General features: G+C 70.9%; 13 protein-coding genes. 4 read left to right on the top strand and 9 right to left on the bottom strand.

Annotated features, from left to right (window positions below):
* Positions 1-8: 8 nt before the first annotated feature.
* The 6 genes from ACS5Q7_RS14105 to ACS5Q7_RS14080 form a co-directional block, all read right to left on the bottom strand.
* Positions 9-614 (bottom strand): FliH/SctL family protein, encoded by a 606-nt coding sequence (locus tag ACS5Q7_RS14105; RefSeq protein WP_478339927.1) that lies wholly within the window; start codon positions 612-614, stop codon positions 9-11.
* Positions 611-1,654, bottom strand: a complete 1,044-nt coding sequence (locus ACS5Q7_RS14100; RefSeq protein ID WP_478339926.1) for a flagellar motor switch protein FliG — start codon at positions 1,652-1,654, stop codon at positions 611-613. Before ACS5Q7_RS14100 ends, ACS5Q7_RS14105 begins: the two co-directional genes overlap by 4 nt.
* A 17-nt stretch (positions 1,655-1,671) precedes the next feature.
* A complete protein-coding gene (gene fliF / locus ACS5Q7_RS14095) occupies positions 1,672-3,324 on the bottom strand; it encodes a flagellar basal-body MS-ring/collar protein FliF (RefSeq protein ID WP_478339925.1) in 1,653 nt (550 codons plus the stop codon).
* 201 nt (positions 3,325-3,525) lie between these two features.
* Positions 3,526-3,801: a CtrA inhibitor SciP gene (gene sciP / locus ACS5Q7_RS14090; RefSeq protein WP_238204121.1), complete on the bottom strand. Its 276-nt coding sequence runs from the start codon at positions 3,799-3,801 to the stop codon at positions 3,526-3,528.
* Positions 3,802-3,892: 91 nt separating this feature from the next.
* Entirely contained in the window at positions 3,893-4,588 is a 696-nt protein-coding gene (locus ACS5Q7_RS14085; protein ID WP_478339924.1) for a flagellar hook assembly protein FlgD, read from the bottom strand.
* 12 nt (positions 4,589-4,600) lie between these two features.
* Positions 4,601-5,830 (bottom strand): flagellar hook-length control protein FliK, encoded by a 1,230-nt coding sequence (locus ACS5Q7_RS14080; RefSeq protein WP_478339923.1) that lies wholly within the window; start codon positions 5,828-5,830, stop codon positions 4,601-4,603.
* Positions 5,831-6,072: 242 nt separating this feature from the next.
* Between ACS5Q7_RS14080 and mnmA the strand changes: the two genes are divergently transcribed.
* The 4 genes from mnmA (at position 6,073) to ACS5Q7_RS14060 (ending at position 10,305) form a co-directional block, all read left to right on the top strand.
* Positions 6,073-7,224 carry a tRNA 2-thiouridine(34) synthase MnmA gene (mnmA, locus tag ACS5Q7_RS14075; RefSeq protein ID WP_478339922.1) on the top strand — a complete coding sequence of 384 codons (1,152 nt, stop codon included), beginning with the start codon at positions 6,073-6,075 and terminating at the stop codon, positions 7,222-7,224.
* Between the two features lie 62 nt (positions 7,225-7,286).
* On the top strand, positions 7,287-7,940 hold the full coding sequence (locus tag ACS5Q7_RS14070; RefSeq protein ID WP_478339921.1) for a class I SAM-dependent methyltransferase: 654 nt from the start codon (positions 7,287-7,289) through the stop codon (positions 7,938-7,940).
* Complete coding sequence (locus ACS5Q7_RS14065) at positions 7,937-8,713, top strand: TVP38/TMEM64 family protein (protein ID WP_478339920.1); 777 nt, start codon at positions 7,937-7,939, stop codon at positions 8,711-8,713. Before ACS5Q7_RS14070 ends, ACS5Q7_RS14065 begins: the two co-directional genes overlap by 4 nt.
* A gap of 182 nt (positions 8,714-8,895) precedes the next feature.
* Positions 8,896-10,305, top strand: a complete 1,410-nt coding sequence (locus ACS5Q7_RS14060; protein ID WP_478339919.1) for a sensor histidine kinase — start codon at positions 8,896-8,898, stop codon at positions 10,303-10,305.
* Positions 10,306-10,564: 259 nt separating this feature from the next.
* Here the strand turns inward: ACS5Q7_RS14060 and bioB are convergent, their stop codons facing one another.
* Genes bioB through ACS5Q7_RS14045 form a run of 3 tightly spaced genes read right to left on the bottom strand, consistent with a single transcriptional unit; the run spans position 10,565 to position 14,239 of the window.
* On the bottom strand, positions 10,565-11,563 hold the full coding sequence (gene bioB / locus ACS5Q7_RS14055) for a biotin synthase BioB (RefSeq protein WP_478339918.1): 999 nt from the start codon (positions 11,561-11,563) through the stop codon (positions 10,565-10,567).
* A 31-nt stretch (positions 11,564-11,594) separates the two neighbouring features.
* Positions 11,595-12,470 carry a fumarylacetoacetate hydrolase family protein gene (locus ACS5Q7_RS14050; RefSeq protein ID WP_478339917.1) on the bottom strand — a complete coding sequence of 292 codons (876 nt, stop codon included), beginning with the start codon at positions 12,468-12,470 and terminating at the stop codon, positions 11,595-11,597.
* A 32-nt stretch (positions 12,471-12,502) separates the two neighbouring features.
* Entirely contained in the window at positions 12,503-14,239 is a 1,737-nt protein-coding gene (locus tag ACS5Q7_RS14045) for a PHA/PHB synthase family protein (protein WP_478340135.1), read from the bottom strand.
* Positions 14,240-14,440: the final 201 nt, after the last annotated feature.

Here is a 14,440-nt window from a genome sequence, read left to right as displayed (position 1 = left end):
CCTCCGCGTCAGGAGAAGGAGGGGAGGCCGAGGGCCTCCGCGACGGCGGCCTCGATGCGGGCGCGCTCGCGCACGACGCCGCCATCGGCCCATTCGATCCGGGCATCGCCCGGCACCGTATCGGGGTCGCCGAGGACCACGAGGCGGCCCTCGAAGCCGCGCTCGCGGGCGAGGCGCTTCACCAGGGTCTCGGCCTCCTCGACGAGGCTGTCATGGACCCGCACCACGAGGTGGGGCACCCCGCGCAGGTGCTGGAGGGCGGTGCGGGCCGCCTCGCCGATGCCGGCGAGCGGCTGCGCGTCGAGGGCCTCGCCCGCCACCTTGCGGGCGATCAGCATGGCGAGTTCCACGGCCTGCGCCTCGCGTTCGGCCTCCCGCGCGTCGGCGGAGGCCAGCAACCCGGCGGCCGAGAGGGCGAGCCGCGTCATCGCGTCGGCGAGGCGGGCCTGCGCCTGCCCCTCGGCCTGGAGGCGGCCTTCCTGCACCCCACGCGCGTAGCCGGTCTGCTCGGCCTGCGCGGCCTCCTCGGCGGCGCGCGCGGCCTCGGCGCTCGGCTGGGGCCGGCGGAAGTCGGTGTCGAACAGGAATGGCGTCGTCCGGCGCGCGGGGCTCAATAGACCAGCTCCTCCTCAGCGCTGTTCTTGGCGATCATGATCTCGCCCTTCTCGGCGAGGTCCTTGGCGATCTCGGTCATCTTGGCCTGGGCCTCATCGACCTCCTTGAGGCGCACGGGGCCGAGGGCCTGCATCTCGTCCGTCAGGTTCTTGGCGGCGCGGGTCGACATCTGCGCCATGAAGAAGGCCCGCGTGCGCTCGTTGGCGCCCTTCAGCGCCCGGCACAGGGTCTCGGGCTCGATCTTGCGCATCAGGGTCTGCACGCTGCCCGGATCGAGCTTCAGCAGATCCTCGAAGGTGAACATCAGTTCGCGGATGCGCTTGGCCGAGCCGCGGTTGGCCTGGTCGAGGGCGGCGAGGAACCGGCCCTCCGTCTGCCGGTCGAAGGCGTTGAACACGTCGGCCATCATCTCGTGGGCGTCGCGGCGCTGGGTCTGGGCGATGGTCGAGACGAACTCGACGCGCAGCGTCTCCTCGATGTGGCGAAGGGCCTCCTTCTGCACTGTCTCCATGCGCAGCATCCGGTTGAGCACGTCGATGGCGAAATCCTCGGGCAGGATGGTGAGCACCTTGGCGGCGTAGTCGGCGCGCACCCGCGACAGCACCACCGCGACGGTCTGCGGGTATTCGTTGCGCAGGAACGAGGCCAGGATCTCGGGATCGACCTGGGCGATCGAGGCCCAGACGCGCTTGCCCGACGCACCCTTGATCTCCGCCATGATCAGCGAGACCTGCTCGCTGGGGAAGATCTTCAGGAGCAGCGCCTCGGTCCGCTCGAAATTCGAGGAGATGCCGCCGCTGTTGCCGAGCTTGGTGACGAACTCGATGATCAGCTTCTCCACCGTGCGCGCCTCCAGCGCGCCGAGCTGCACCATCGCGGCGGAGACCTTCTTGATCTCCTCCTCCTCCAGCGCCTGCCAGATCGGCGCGCCCTCCTCGTCGCCGAGCATCAGCAGCAGTGCGGCCGCGCGCTGCGGGCCGTCGAGCCGCACCAACTCCACGTCGTTCGCCTTCTCCGGTACGCCGACACCCGCCGCCATCGTCCTTCCTCAGCTCCTCAATCCTCGTGGATCCACGAGCGCAGCACTTCGACCGTCTCGGACGGGCTCGCGCGCACCATGTCGACCACCCGTTGCACCGTTTCCGCCTGCACCTGGCCGTTGATCTTGGCGAATTCCATCAGCCGGGCGGTGGGGCTGTCGCGCTCCACCACCGTCACCGTGCCGCCGGTGCCGCCGGGCAGGGTGATCGTCGCGCCGGGCGGCAGGCCCTCGATCAGGCCGCCGGCCGCGGCGGCCGCCGCCGCCTCGGCGGGCGGGGCCAGCACCTGCTTCACCAGCGGGCGCACCACGGTCATCAGCACGATCAGCGTCAGGAGGGCGAGCACGCCGAGTTCGCCCAGGCGCATCACGTCGTCCTTGGTGGGCGAGAGCAGCGACTGGATCAGCCCCGGCTCGTCGAATTGCGGCGTCCCCGCCGGCCCTTCCGCGAAGCGCAGGTTCACCACCTCGATCTGGTCGCCGCGCGCCTTGTCGAAGCCGACCGCGCTGCGCACCAGGGCGGTGATGCGCTCGATCTCGGCCGGCTGGCGCGGGCTGTAGACCGGCTTGCCGTCCGGGCCGACGGCGTAGACGCCGTCCACCACCACCGCCACCGAGAGCCGCTTGAGCCGGCCGCCCTCGGCCACCTCGGTCTTGGTGACGCGGGAGATCTCGTAGTTCGTGGTCTCTTCGTTCTTGTTGGTGGCGTCCTTCTGGGCGGGGGGCTTGTCGCCTCCATTGGCGCCCGGCAACTCGTTGCCGACCGAGGTCGTCCCGCCCTCGGGGCCGCCGGTCAGGGAGGATTCGGTCCGCGTCTGGGTGGAGCGCACCACCCGGCTCTCCGGGTCGAAGGTCTCGGAGCGGCTCTCGATCCGGTTGAGGTCGAGTTCGGCGTTCACCTGCACCCGCGCCCGGCCGGGGCCGACGATGCCGGCCACCACGTCCTCGATCTGCGAGCGCAGGCGCTTCTCCAGGACGAGCTGCCGGTCCTCCATGGCCGCCGCGCCCTCTTGATCCGCGCCGCGCGCGCCATCGGCGAGCAGCCGCCCGCGCTCGTCCACGATGGAGACCCGGTCCGGCCGCAGTCCCTCGACCGCCGAGGCGACGAGGTGGCGCACCGCCCGCACCTGCCCCGGATCGAGGTCACCCATCAGCTTGAGCACGATCGCCGCCGAGGGCGTCTCGCGGTCGCGCTCGAACAGGCGCCGCTCCGGCAGGACGAGGTGGACGCGGGCCGCCTGGACCCGGCCGATGGCGCGGATCGAGCGGGCGAGCTCGCCTTCGAGCGCCCGCAGGTGGTTCACGTTCTGCACGAAGTTCGTGGAGGAGAACGCGTCGCCCTTGTCGAAGATCTCGTAGCCGACGCCGGCCTGGGTCGGCAGGCCCTTGCCGGCGAGGTCCATGCGCAGGCGCGGCAGGTCGGCGCGGGGGGCCAGGATGGTCTGGCCGGCGTCGCCCTTCGTCTCGTAGCGGATGCCGCGCGCGTCGAGGTCGCGGATCACGGCGGCCGAATCCTGCATCGACAGGTCGGAGAACAGCACGCCCATGTCGGGGCGCGAGACGCGCAGGATGATGAACGCGAAGAAGCCGATGAGCGTCAGGGTCACGGCCGCCATCGCGGCGAGCCGGGCCGGGCCGAGCTTCGTAACGAGATCGATGATCGGCTTCACGGGTGGGACGCTCGGGACGCGGGCGGCCCCGGAACGGGACCACTCGGCAGAAATTGCCCGGTTTGTGGTTAGCGACCCGTTAAGATCCGTGCGGGATGTCCGGACGTGCGAAAGCCGCGCCGGGGTTGATCCGGGCGCGGCTCGGGCCGGCGGAGGCTCGGAGGGACGGCTGCCGGGGTCGGCTGGCACGTCCCGCCGCCGTTAGTGCCGGTAATGCTGGATGCGCGTGGTGCGTAGGCCCGCGAGGCCGTGCTGGTCGATGGAGAACTGCCAGCTCAGGAATTCCTCGGTGGTCAGCGTGTAACGCTTGCAGGCCTCCTCCAGGCTGAGGAGGCCGCCGCGCACGGCGGCCACGACTTCGGCCTTGCGGCGGATCACCCAGCGCCGGGTGGTCGGCGGCGGCAGGTCCGCGATCGTCAGGGGACTGCCGTCGGGCCCGATCACGTATTTCACTCTCGGGCGGTGGGGTTCTGTCATGATACGCTCTACACTCGACTAACCCGTCGAGGGATGAAGCTACTTGCGCTCACCTAAGAGATGGTGAAGCAGACCGCTCGCATGCGATTCGTTACGAGCCGCTTGTGGACAACCCGATCAGCTGGACGCTGGACAGGGGTACTTTCTGCGATCCCACCAGCAGCATCGGCGTGGTTCCGCTGAGATCGACTTCCGTCACAGTGCCCGTCACGCTTGTATCCACGGTGACATTGGCGCCCGTGGTGTCCTGTGCCGCGACCTTCAGGGAATAGGTGCCGTCCGCCGCCGTCAGGCCCGCCGAGGTCTTGCCGTTCCACGTGAAGGATTGGCTGCCGGCGGTGAGGGCCGTGGTCTGGGTCGCGACCACGTTCCCCTTGGAATCGCTGATGGTGATGACGGCCTTCGGCGCCGCGCGGGCGGGATCGAGGGTCCAGGTGGCCGCGCCGTTCTGCAATTGGGCCGAGGTGCCGTCGGTGGTGACGGTCTTACCGATATAGCTCGTGGCCGTGGCCGTGCTCGCCGTCTGCGAGGCGGTGAGGATGCTGTCGAGCCGGTCGTTCGTCTTCAATTGCTGCTCGACGCCCGCGAACTGCACCAGCTGCTGCGTGAACTGGTTGGTGTCCATCGGGTCGAGGGGGTTCTGGTTCTTGAGCTGCGTGGTGAGCAGGGTCAGGAACTGGGTGAAGTTGTTGGCGATGCCGGTGGCGTCTGTCGTGCTGCTCGACGAGCTCGACGAACTCGAGGAGGACGTGCCGCTGCTGACGAGACTTGAGATGCCGGCGGTCATGGGAGTGTCTCCTTAGATTCGGATGTCGAGGCCGCCGTAGCCGCGCAGCATGCGCAGGGGCACGGCCTCGGAGGGCATGTCGGCGTTCTCGGCCGACCACGGGTTGTGTTGACGGCCGTCGCCGCCGGCTTGGTCGCCGGCCTGCCCGCCCGCGTTGCCGCCGCCCTCGCCGCGCAGGGAGAGGTTCACCCCTCCCGCGCTGGGGTCGAGCCCAGCCTGGGTCAGGGCCTGCTGCAACTGGCCTGCGTCGCGCTGGAGCAGGGCGAGTGTGTCGGGGCGGTCGACGACCAGATGGGTCGCCACCGTTCCCTTGGCCTTGTCGATCTCGAGTTTCACGTCGATCCGACCCAGCTCGACGGGATCGAGGCGGATCTGGAACTCGCTGGAGCCGGCGAGCGAGCGCAGGCCGATGGTCATCGGCACCTGCCCGATGGGCACGGCGGGCGGCGTCGGCGCTGCGGCCTGGGCTGCCTGGGTCGCCGTCGCCGGGGCGCTGGACGTGGTCTGCGTGACACCCGTGGTCGCGGTGGATTGCGGCGCGGTCGCGGCGGACGCATCGGCCTTGGCCGCGCCCGGGCCGGTCTCGCCGAGAAGGGCGAGGAAATCCTTGGCGTCGGAGCCTTTGCCGTCCGTAGGTGCGCTGGCGTCGCCGGTCCCGGAGGCGTCGACGGCGCCGGCCATGGAGGCGGCGGCACTCGCGGCGGCGGCCGTCTCAACCGTGGCCGTCGCGGCGGCCTGGGCCGGGGCGGCGGCCTGGGCGGAAGGGGACGGCGCCGTCGGGTTCTGCTGGATCTGGATCAGCACCGGGGTCGGTGTGGGGGTCGTTGCCGCAGCCTCCTCCTTGGCCGTGCCGTCGGTGGCGGCGGCCTTCGCCGGCTTGCCTGCACTCTCCGGGGTCGCGTCGGCATCGGCCGTCTTGCCGTCGCCCGAATCCTGCTTCGCCGGGGCCTTGTCGCGGAGGGGCTTTCCGTCGTCGGAGCGGGCCGCGCGGGGCGAGTCGTCGGCGGACGAACGGGCCTTGGTCGTCTCGCGGGTGTCGGCGGACCTGTCGTCCCTCCGGGCGGCGCTGCGATCCTGGGGCTGCGTGTCGTCGGCCTTGCGCGGGGTCGCGGCCTCCGGCTTGGCGAGCATGGCGTCGAACCGCGACGGCTGCGAGTCGGCCGCGCGCCACGCCGGCTCGGCCCTCTGGCCTTGCGAGCGCCACGCCTTGGTCTCCACCCGATCCGTCCCGCCCAATGCCATGCACCTGACTCCTCCCTGCCGAGCGAGCAAGGGCCGAGCCAGAGCCAAAAATCGTCTAAACCATTGGAATGACGTGGGAATGCCGAGCGATCCCCGGTGTCCCGGCCCGCCTGCGACGGCGGAAGCTGCCGTCCGGCCGGCAGGATCTGCCGGGTGGCGGTTTTCACCGGGGCCTGCAACCGCTATAGACGGGGCCGGCGGACCGGCGGCCTCGGGCGCAAGGCCGCCTGACGCGGCCCGAGATGAACACCCTCGACCTTCCGAACCCACCCCACGAGACGCGCGTCGTCGTCGCCATGTCCGGCGGCGTGGATTCCAGCGTCGTCGCCGGCCTGCTCAAGCGGCAGGGGTTCGACGTGGTGGGCGTCACCCTGCAGCTCTACGACCACGGCGCGGCGACCCACCGGCGCGGCGCCTGCTGCGCGGGGCAGGACATCAACGACGCCCGCGCAGCGGCCGACCATCTCGGCATTCCCCATTACGTCCTCGATTACGAGGACCGGTTCCGCGACGCGGTGATCGACAAGTTCGCCGAGAGCTACCTCGCGGGCGAGACGCCGATTCCCTGCGTCGAGTGCAACCGCACGGTGAAGTTCCGCGACCTCCTCGGGCTGGCCAAGGAACTCGGCGCCGATGCGCTGGCCACCGGCCACTACGTGGCGAGCCGGCCCCTGGCCGGAGGCGGCCGGGCGCTGCACCGGGCGATGGACCCGGCCCGCGACCAGAGCTACTTCCTCTACGCGACCACCGCCGAGCAGCTCGCCTTCCTGCGCTTCCCGCTGGGGGAGATGGGCAAGGACGAGACGCGGGCGCTGGCCCGCGACCTCGGGCTCGCCATCTCCGAGAAGCCCGACAGCCAGGACATCTGCTTCGTCCCGCAGGGCCGCTACAGCGATGTCATCGCGCGCCTGCGCCCGGACGCCGCCCGTCCCGGCGAGATCGTGGACCTGTCCGGCCGCTCCCTCGGACGCCACGAGGGCATCCTGCATTACACGGTGGGCCAGCGCCGGGGGCTTGGCCTCTCGGGGCGCGAACCGCTCTACGTCGTGCGGCTGGAAGCGGAGACCGCCCGCGTGGTCGTCGGCCCCCGCGCGGCGCTGGCCACCAGCCGCATCCGCCTCACCGAGTTGAACTGGCTCGGCGACGGCGCCCGCGAGGCGGTGCGCGACCTGCCCGTGGCGGTGCGCGTGCGCTCCACCCGTCCGCCCCGGCCGGCTCTGCTCACCCTCGACGAGGCGGGCGCGGAGATCGTCCTCGCGGAAGCCGAGGACGGCGTCTCCCCCGGGCAGGCCTGCGTCATCTACGACGACGACGATCCCCGCGCGCGGGTGCTCGGCGGCGGCACCATTCGCCGCGTCGATGCGTTCTCGGCCAAGCCGCTGGAAGCGGCCTGATCGTGCGCCACTTGCCCCCCGTGGCGGCCTAGCTTCTCCCAACCCAGGACCATCCGACAGCCATGTTGAGCGAGCCGCAGGTGGCCGGGCCGAGCACGGCCCTGATGCGCAAGGCCTATGCCCGCTGGGCGCCCGTCTACGACGTCGTCTACGACAAGCTCACCGAGCCCGCCGCGCGGGCGGCTGTGGAGGCGGCCTCCGTCCACGGGCCGCGCATCCTCGAAGCCGGCGTCGGCACCGGCTTGGCGCTGGGCTACTACCCGAAGGGCAGCTTCGTCTGCGGCGTCGACCTCTCGGAGGACATGCTGAAGCGCGCCCGCGGCAAGGTCCAACGCAAGGGCCTGTCGCATGTGCGCGGCCTTCAGGTGATGGATGTGTGCCACCTCGGCTATGCCGATGCGAGCTTCGACGCGGTGGTGGCGCAGTTCCTCATCACCCTCGTGCCGGACCCGGAGGCCGCGCTCTCCGAGTTCCTGCGGGTGGTGCGGCCGGGCGGCGGCATCGTGCTTGCCAACCATTTCGGCCAGGATGCCGGGCCGCTCGCCAAGGTCGAGGAGGTGGTGGCCCCCCTCTGCACGAAGATCGGCTGGTCGTCGGACTTCAAGGCCGCGCGGATCGAGGCCTGGGCCCGGCGCAACGGCGTCGAGGTGCTGGGCCTGAAGCCGACCTTCCCCGGCGGCTTCTTCAAGATCCTGCGGATGCGCAAGGCCGGGTGAGCGCGCAGGCGCCCCTGGAGAGCCGCTGGCGGCGGGTCCGCCGCTGGCTGCCCTTCCTCCTCCTCGTCGGCCTCTCCGTGGCGGTGCTCGTCTCCGGCGCGGCGCATCTCCTTAGCCTCGACAGGCTGCTCGCCTCCCGCGCGTGGCTGAAGGGCTTCGTGGCGGAGGGCTACGGGCGGGCCATGGTCGTGGCGTTTCTCGTCTATCTCGGCGCGGTGATCGTCTCCGTGCCGGCGACGCTGTTCCTCACCATGGTCTGCGGCTTCCTGTTCGGCATCGTGCCGGGCGCCTTGCTCGCGGTCTGCGCCGCGACGACCGGCGGCTCCCTCGTCTTCTCCATCGGGCGCGGCCCCGGCCGGGATCTGCTCCAGCGCTTCGGCGGCCCGCGCCTCGAACGGTTCGCGGCGGCCCTCCGGCGGGACGCCTTCGGCTATATCGCCACCTTCCGGGTGCTGCCGCTCTTCCCGTTCTGGGTCACGAACCTCGCGCCGGCCGCCTGCGGCGTGACACTACGGACCTTCGCCGCCGCGACCTTCCTCGGCCTGCTGCCGGGCGCCCTCGTCTATGCCACCACGGGGGCGGGGATCGAGGATGTCGTCGCCGCCCACGAGACGGCCCGCGCCGCCTGCCTCGCCGAGGGCGCCTCGGGCTGCGACGACGCCATCGCCCTGTCCGCCCTCGTCACGCCCAAGATGGTGGCCGGGCTGGGTTCGCTGGGTGCCTTCGGCCTCGTGACCCTCGTCCTCAGCCGGCGGATGCGACGCCGGGCCTGACGCGCGTCATCGTTGCAGAGGTATTCATACGCAGCCCGCCATCCTGCCCTCGACGCTGGGGCGAGCCAGCGCTATCGACGGCGGGCTGCTCCATCGTCTGGCCGTCTGAAGCCGGTGGAAGCGGGGGGGCGTGAGTTCGCGTGAAAGCGGAGACCGACAGCATTGTCGGACCGGCTCGGGAGGTGTCGGCCGCCCCGGTGGCCGGTGTCGACCTGCGCCCGCGCAGGCTCGGCCTGTCCGGGCGGCTGTTCCTCGTCACCGTCGCCTTCGTGGTGGTGGCCGAGATCCTGACCTTCGTCCCCGCCGTCGCCAATTACCGCATCGAATGGATGGACGACCGGCTGACCGCCGCGCAGGTGGCGGCCCTGGTCCTCGACGGCCGCACGGCGGAACCCGTCTCGGAGGAGCTGGAGAGCCGGCTGCTCCAGGGCGTCAACGCGCGGGCCATCGCCGTGCGCGGTAGCGGGGCGCAGCGCCTTCTCGCCATCGAGCCGATCCCCGAGCGGGTCGCGGACACGGTCGATCTCGGGCAGGTCACGACCTGGAGCGCCCTGCGCGGGGCGTGGCGGACCCTGGTCTCGCCGGTCACGGAGCCGATCCGCGTCCTCGGGCAGGGCAAGCCCGGCTTCGGCCGCGTGGAGATCCTCCTCGATGAGGCACCCCTGCGCACGGCGATGATCGATTACGCGCTGCGCCTCGCGGTCTCCTCGCTGATCATCGCGGCGGTGGCGGCGGGGCTCGTCTTCGTGACGCTGCAGGTGCTGATCGTGCGCCCGGTGCGCCGGCTCGCCACCAACATCACCGCCTTCGCGGATGCCCCGGAGGATGCCGCGCGGATCATCACGCCGTCCAACCGCACCGATGAGATCGGGCAGGCCGAGGCCGCCCTGGCGAAGATGCAGCGCGGCCTCGCGGACCAGCTGCGCCAGAAGCGGCGCCTCGCGGAACTCGGGCTGGCCGTCAGCAAGATCAGCCACGAGTTGCGCAACCTCCTCACGGGGGCGCAACTCCTCGGCGACCGCCTCGAATCGGCCGCCGACCCCTCGGTGCAGCGCATCGCGCCGCTCCTCGTCGGCACCCTGGCGCGGGCGATCCGCTTCTGCGAGGGAACGCTCGCCTATGGCCGGGCCATCGAGCCGGAGCCGCAGCTCGCGCCGACGCCGTTGGCGCCCCTGCTGGCGGATCTGCCGGATATCGCCGCCCTCGCCGCGAAGCCGGTGGCGGTGAGCGTCGATGCGGGCGGCCTCTCGGTCCTGGCCGATTCCGAGCAATTGGCGCGGGCGCTCGCCAACCTCGTGCGCAACGCGGTTCAGGCCCTCGACGGGGCGGCGGTCGCGGGGGCGACGGTGCGGGTCACGGCGGCGGCGGGACCGGAGGACAAGGTGACGATCCTCGTCTCGGATAACGGTCCGGGCCTGCCCCGGCGGGCGCGGGAGAACCTGTTCGCGCCGTTCCAGGGCTCGGTGAAGGCCGGCGGCACCGGCCTCGGCCTGCCCATCGCGGCCGAACTCATCGAGATGAACGGCGGCAGCCTCTGCCTCGACGACACGCCGAGCGGCACCCGCTTCCGGATCGTGCTGCCGGCGGCGTGAGGGGGGAAAGGCTGCCCACCTCTCTTCTTCATCCTGAGACGGGCACCTCGGAGTCTTCCCGGAAAGGTCGCGTCCCCCTCCGTCATTGCGAGGAACGAAGCAATCCAGGGACGCTCCACAATCGGAAGCGGCCCTCCCGCCCCTGGATTGCTTCGCTCACGCTCGCAAAGACGGTGAGGTGTGAGGCGCCGTCGCGACCTTTCCGGCCTGGCACTCAGGATGGGAGGACGAGTGGGCGGTTCGTGGGGTGCGGTGTCGCCTATTCCGCCGCCGCGCGGGTCTCCACCGGCACGCGGATGCCGAGATCGGCCAGCAGGGCGACGTCCGCGTCCTCGTCGGCATTGGCCGTCGTCAGCAGGCGCTCGCCGTAGAAGATCGAGTTGGCGCCGGCCAGGAAGCACAGGGTCTGCGCCTCGCGGGTCAGGCTCTTGCGGCCGGCGCTGAGGCGCACCCGGGCGCGGGGCATCACGATGCGGGCGGTGGCGCACATCCGCACGAGGTCGAACGGGTCGACGGCCGGCTGGTCGGCCAGCGGCGTGCCCGGCACGGCCACGAGGGCGTTGATCGGCACGCTCTCCGGGTGGGGCGCGTGGTTCGCCAGGACCTGCAGCATCGCGGCCCGGTCGGTCGTCTCCTCGCCCATGCCGACGATGCCGCCGCAGCACACGCCGATCCCCGCCGCGCGGACGTTCTCCAGGGTGCGGAGCCGGTCGTCGTAGGTGCGGGTGGAGATGATGTCGCCGTAGAAATCCGGCCCGGTATCGAGGTTGTGGTTGTAGGCGGTGAGCCCCGCCTCGGCGAGGCGCCCGGCCTGCGAGGGCGAGAGCATCCCCAGCGTCACGCAGGCTTCCATGCCCATGGCGCGCACGCCGCGCACCATGGTGAGCACCGCGTCGAATTCCGGTCCGTCCTTCGGCTGGCGCCACGCCGCGCCCATGCAGAAGCGGTGGGCGCCGGCGGCCTTGGCGGCGGCGGCCTCGGCCAGCACGGCCTCCGGCTTCATCAGCCGCTCGCGCTCCACCCCGGCCTCCTTGTGGTGGGCCGATTGCGGGCAATAGGCGCAATCCTCGGGGCAGCCCCCGGTCTTGATCGAGAGCAGCGAGGCCCGCTGGATGTCCGTCGGGTCGTTGTAGCGGCGATGGATCGTCGCCGCCCTGAACACGAGGTCCATCAACGGGGCATCGTGGATCGCGCGGATCTCCTCCACGGTCCAATCGTGGCGGATGTCGTCCCGGAGGGTCACGGCAGGCTCGCTCATGCCGTTTCTTGCCGGGCTCGGCCGGGAAAAATCAAGCCCCTGCGGCGGCCTTCGCGGTCCAGGCGTCGAAGGCGACGACCTTCTGGCGCTGCTCGCCGAGCTTGGCGATGCGCAGCACCATCTCGTCGCCCTCCTTCAGGTAGGTCGGCGGGTTCATGCCGAGCCCGACGCCGGGGGGCGTGCCGGTGGTGATGACGTCGCCGGGTTCCAGCAGCATGAAGTGCGAGCAATAGGCGACGATCTGCGGGACATCGAAGATCATGGTCGCCGTCGAGCCGGTCTGGCGGCGCTCGCCGTTCACGTCGAGGCTCATGGCGAGACTCTTGAGGTCGCCGACCTCGTCGAGGGTCACGAGCCAGGGACCCAGCGGCCCGAAGGTCGGCGCGCTCTTGCCCTTGGTCCAGGTCGGACCCCGGTTCATCTGCCAGTCCCGCTCGGAGACGTCGTTGCAGATGCAGGCGCCGGCTACGTAGTCCAGCGCCTCGTTGGCATGGACGTAGCTCGCCGGGCGGCCGATCACCACCGCCAGCTCCACCTCCCAATCGGTGCAGGAGGAGCCCTTGGGCAGGATCACCGTGTCGTTGGGCCCGCACAGGCTCGACGGCGCCTTGTTGAACACGATCGGCTCGGAGGGGATCGCCGCGCCGGTCTCGGCGGCGTGATCGGCGTAGTTCAGGCCGATCGCCACCACGTTGCGGGTGCCGCCGACGCAGGGGCCGAGGCGCGTGTCAGGCGGCAGGAGCGGCAGGCGCTCGGGGTCGATCAGCTTCAGCCGCGCGAGGGATTCCGGCGAGAGCGCCGGGCCGGCGATGTCCCTCACCATGCCCGAGAGGTCGCGAAGGCCCCCCTTCGCATCCACGAGACCGGGCTTCTCGTCTCCGGGCGCGCCGTGGCGGATCAGCTTCATCCTGCGTCTTCTCCTGTACGCGGCGTCCGGCCTCAGGACCGGACGCGGACATAGGTGCCCGGCGCCGGGCCGAGGGAGGGCAGGGCGCCCCCGCCGGGGCTGCGGGCCGGCACCCGCTCGGGCGCCTGCGCCTCCATCCAGCGCAGCCAGTAGGGCCACCACGAGCCGGGCGTCTCGGCGGCCTTCTCCAGCCAATCCTGGAACTTGCCCTTCACCGGCCCCCCCGTCCAGAAGCCGTATTTCGGCTTGGCCGGCGGGTTCACGACCCCCGCGATGTGGCCGGAGCCCGCCAGGACGTAGTCCACCGGGCCGCCGAACCGCTTCGAGCCCTTGAACACCGAGAGGGCCGGGGCGATGTGGTCCTCGCGCGTGGCGAGGTTGAAGACCGGGATCTTCACCCGCTTCAGGTCGAGGCGCACGTTGCCGATGACCATCCGGCCCTTGGCGAGGTTGTTCTCCAGGTAGCAGTTGCGCAGGTAGAAGGAATGGTTCGCCGCCGGCATCCGGGTGGCGTCCGAATTCCAGTAGAGCAGGTCGAAGGCCGAGGGCGCCTTGCCCTTGATGTAGTTGTTGACGACGTAGGGCCAGATCAGATCGTTCGGGCGCAGCATGTTGAAGGCGTTGGCCATGCGCGCGCCCTCGAGGTAGCCGCGCTCCTCCATGGTCTTCTCGACCTGCTTGATCTGCTCCTCGTCCGCGAAGACCTTCAGGTCGCCGGCATGGGTGAAGTCGACCTGCGTGGTCAGCAGCGTCGCGCTGGTGATGCGCTTGCGGCCCGTGGCGGCCTGCATGGCGAGCGTCACCGCGAGCAGCGTGCCGCCGACGCAATAGCCCGCCGCCGCCACCTCGGTCTCGCCCGTCGCGGCGCCGACCGCGTCGATGGCAGCCTCGATCCCCTCGTTCATGTAGGACTCGAAGTCCTTCTCGGCGTGCCGCTCGTCCGGGTTCACCCACGAGATGCAGAACACCGTCAGCCCCTGGTCCACCATCCACTTGATGAAGCTCTTCTGGGGGTTCAGGTCGAGGATATAGAACTTGTTGATCCACGGCGGCACGATCAGGAGCGGGCGCTTGAACACCGTCTCGGTGGTGGGCGCGTATTGGATCAGCTCGATCAGGTCGTTGCGGAACACGACCTCGCCCGGCGTCACCGCCATGTTGCGGCCGACCTCGAACCCGGTCGGGTCGGTCTGGCGCACGCGCAGCGCCCCGTTCCCGGCCGCCACGTCTTCCTCGTACATCTTGAGGCCGCGGACGAGGTTGGCGCCGTTCTCGGAGAGCGTGTGGCGGATCAGTTCCGGGTTGGTCGCCAGGAAGTTCGACGGCGAGAGCATGCTCGTCACCTGCCGCAGGTAGAACTGCGCCTTGTGCCGCGTCTGCTCGTCGATGCCCTCGGCATCCTCCACCAGTTCCTCCGCCCAGCGGGTGGCGATCAGGTAGCCCTGCTTGATGAAGTCGAAATACGGGTTCTCCGACCAGTCAGGGTGCGCGAAGCGGTTGTCGCGCGGCTCCGGCGCGGCCACGGGCGGCGCCTGCTGGCCCTGCAGCTTCTGATACGTGGAGCCCCACAGGGTCAGGAAGTCCTGCGACAGGCGCGCCTGCGCCTCCACGGTGCGGCTCGGGTCGGTCAGCCACGATTCCGCGACCTTGCCGAGGGTCCGCACCATCTCGCCGACCTCGGGGGAGGCGCCGACCTGCGTCTCGGGCTTCAGATAGCGGGCGGCGCTGCGGCCGAGCGCCTCGACCAATTGGCCGGCATTGCGCGACATCGCCTCGAAATCGGGCAGGGCGGGACCGGCCTCCGGCGCCGGGGTGGCCGGATTGAGCGCGGCTTTCTCCGCCGCCTGCCTTTGCTGCGGGCTCGTCACGGCATGCCTCCCTGGATCATCGCGGCCCGCCTGTGCCGGCGAGCCTCGTTTCCGACACATTAAGGAGCGAGCCGGACGTTTCGCCACCCCGCCGCGGGTTTC

It is taken from the genome of Methylobacterium sp. Gmos3 (assembly GCF_056430985.1).
Note: the sequence above shows the minus strand (reverse complement) of the source record. Positions and strands in the feature narration are given on the sequence as shown.

Bases quoted from the DNA above. Each gene is read 5' to 3' on its own strand.
- bioB (WP_478339918.1), bottom strand. From the start codon at position 11,563: ATGAGCGAGCCTGCCGTGACCCTCCGGGACGACATCCGCCACGATTGG.
- mnmA (WP_478339922.1), top strand. From the start codon at position 6,073: ATGAACACCCTCGACCTTCCGAACCCACCCCACGAGACGCGCGTCGTC.
- ACS5Q7_RS14100 (WP_478339926.1), bottom strand. From the start codon at position 1,654: ATGGCGGCGGGTGTCGGCGTACCGGAGAAGGCGAACGACGTGGAGTTG.
- ACS5Q7_RS14080 (WP_478339923.1), bottom strand. From the start codon at position 5,830: ATGGCATTGGGCGGGACGGATCGGGTGGAGACCAAGGCGTGGCGCTCG.
- ACS5Q7_RS14045 (WP_478340135.1), bottom strand. From the start codon at position 14,239: ATGTCGCGCAATGCCGGCCAATTGGTCGAGGCGCTCGGCCGCAGCGCC.
- sciP (WP_238204121.1), bottom strand. From the start codon at position 3,801: ATGACAGAACCCCACCGCCCGAGAGTGAAATACGTGATCGGGCCCGAC.
- ACS5Q7_RS14085 (WP_478339924.1), bottom strand. From the start codon at position 4,588: ATGACCGCCGGCATCTCAAGTCTCGTCAGCAGCGGCACGTCCTCCTCG.
- ACS5Q7_RS14070 (WP_478339921.1), top strand. From the start codon at position 7,287: ATGTTGAGCGAGCCGCAGGTGGCCGGGCCGAGCACGGCCCTGATGCGC.
- ACS5Q7_RS14050 (WP_478339917.1), bottom strand. From the start codon at position 12,470: ATGAAGCTGATCCGCCACGGCGCGCCCGGAGACGAGAAGCCCGGTCTC.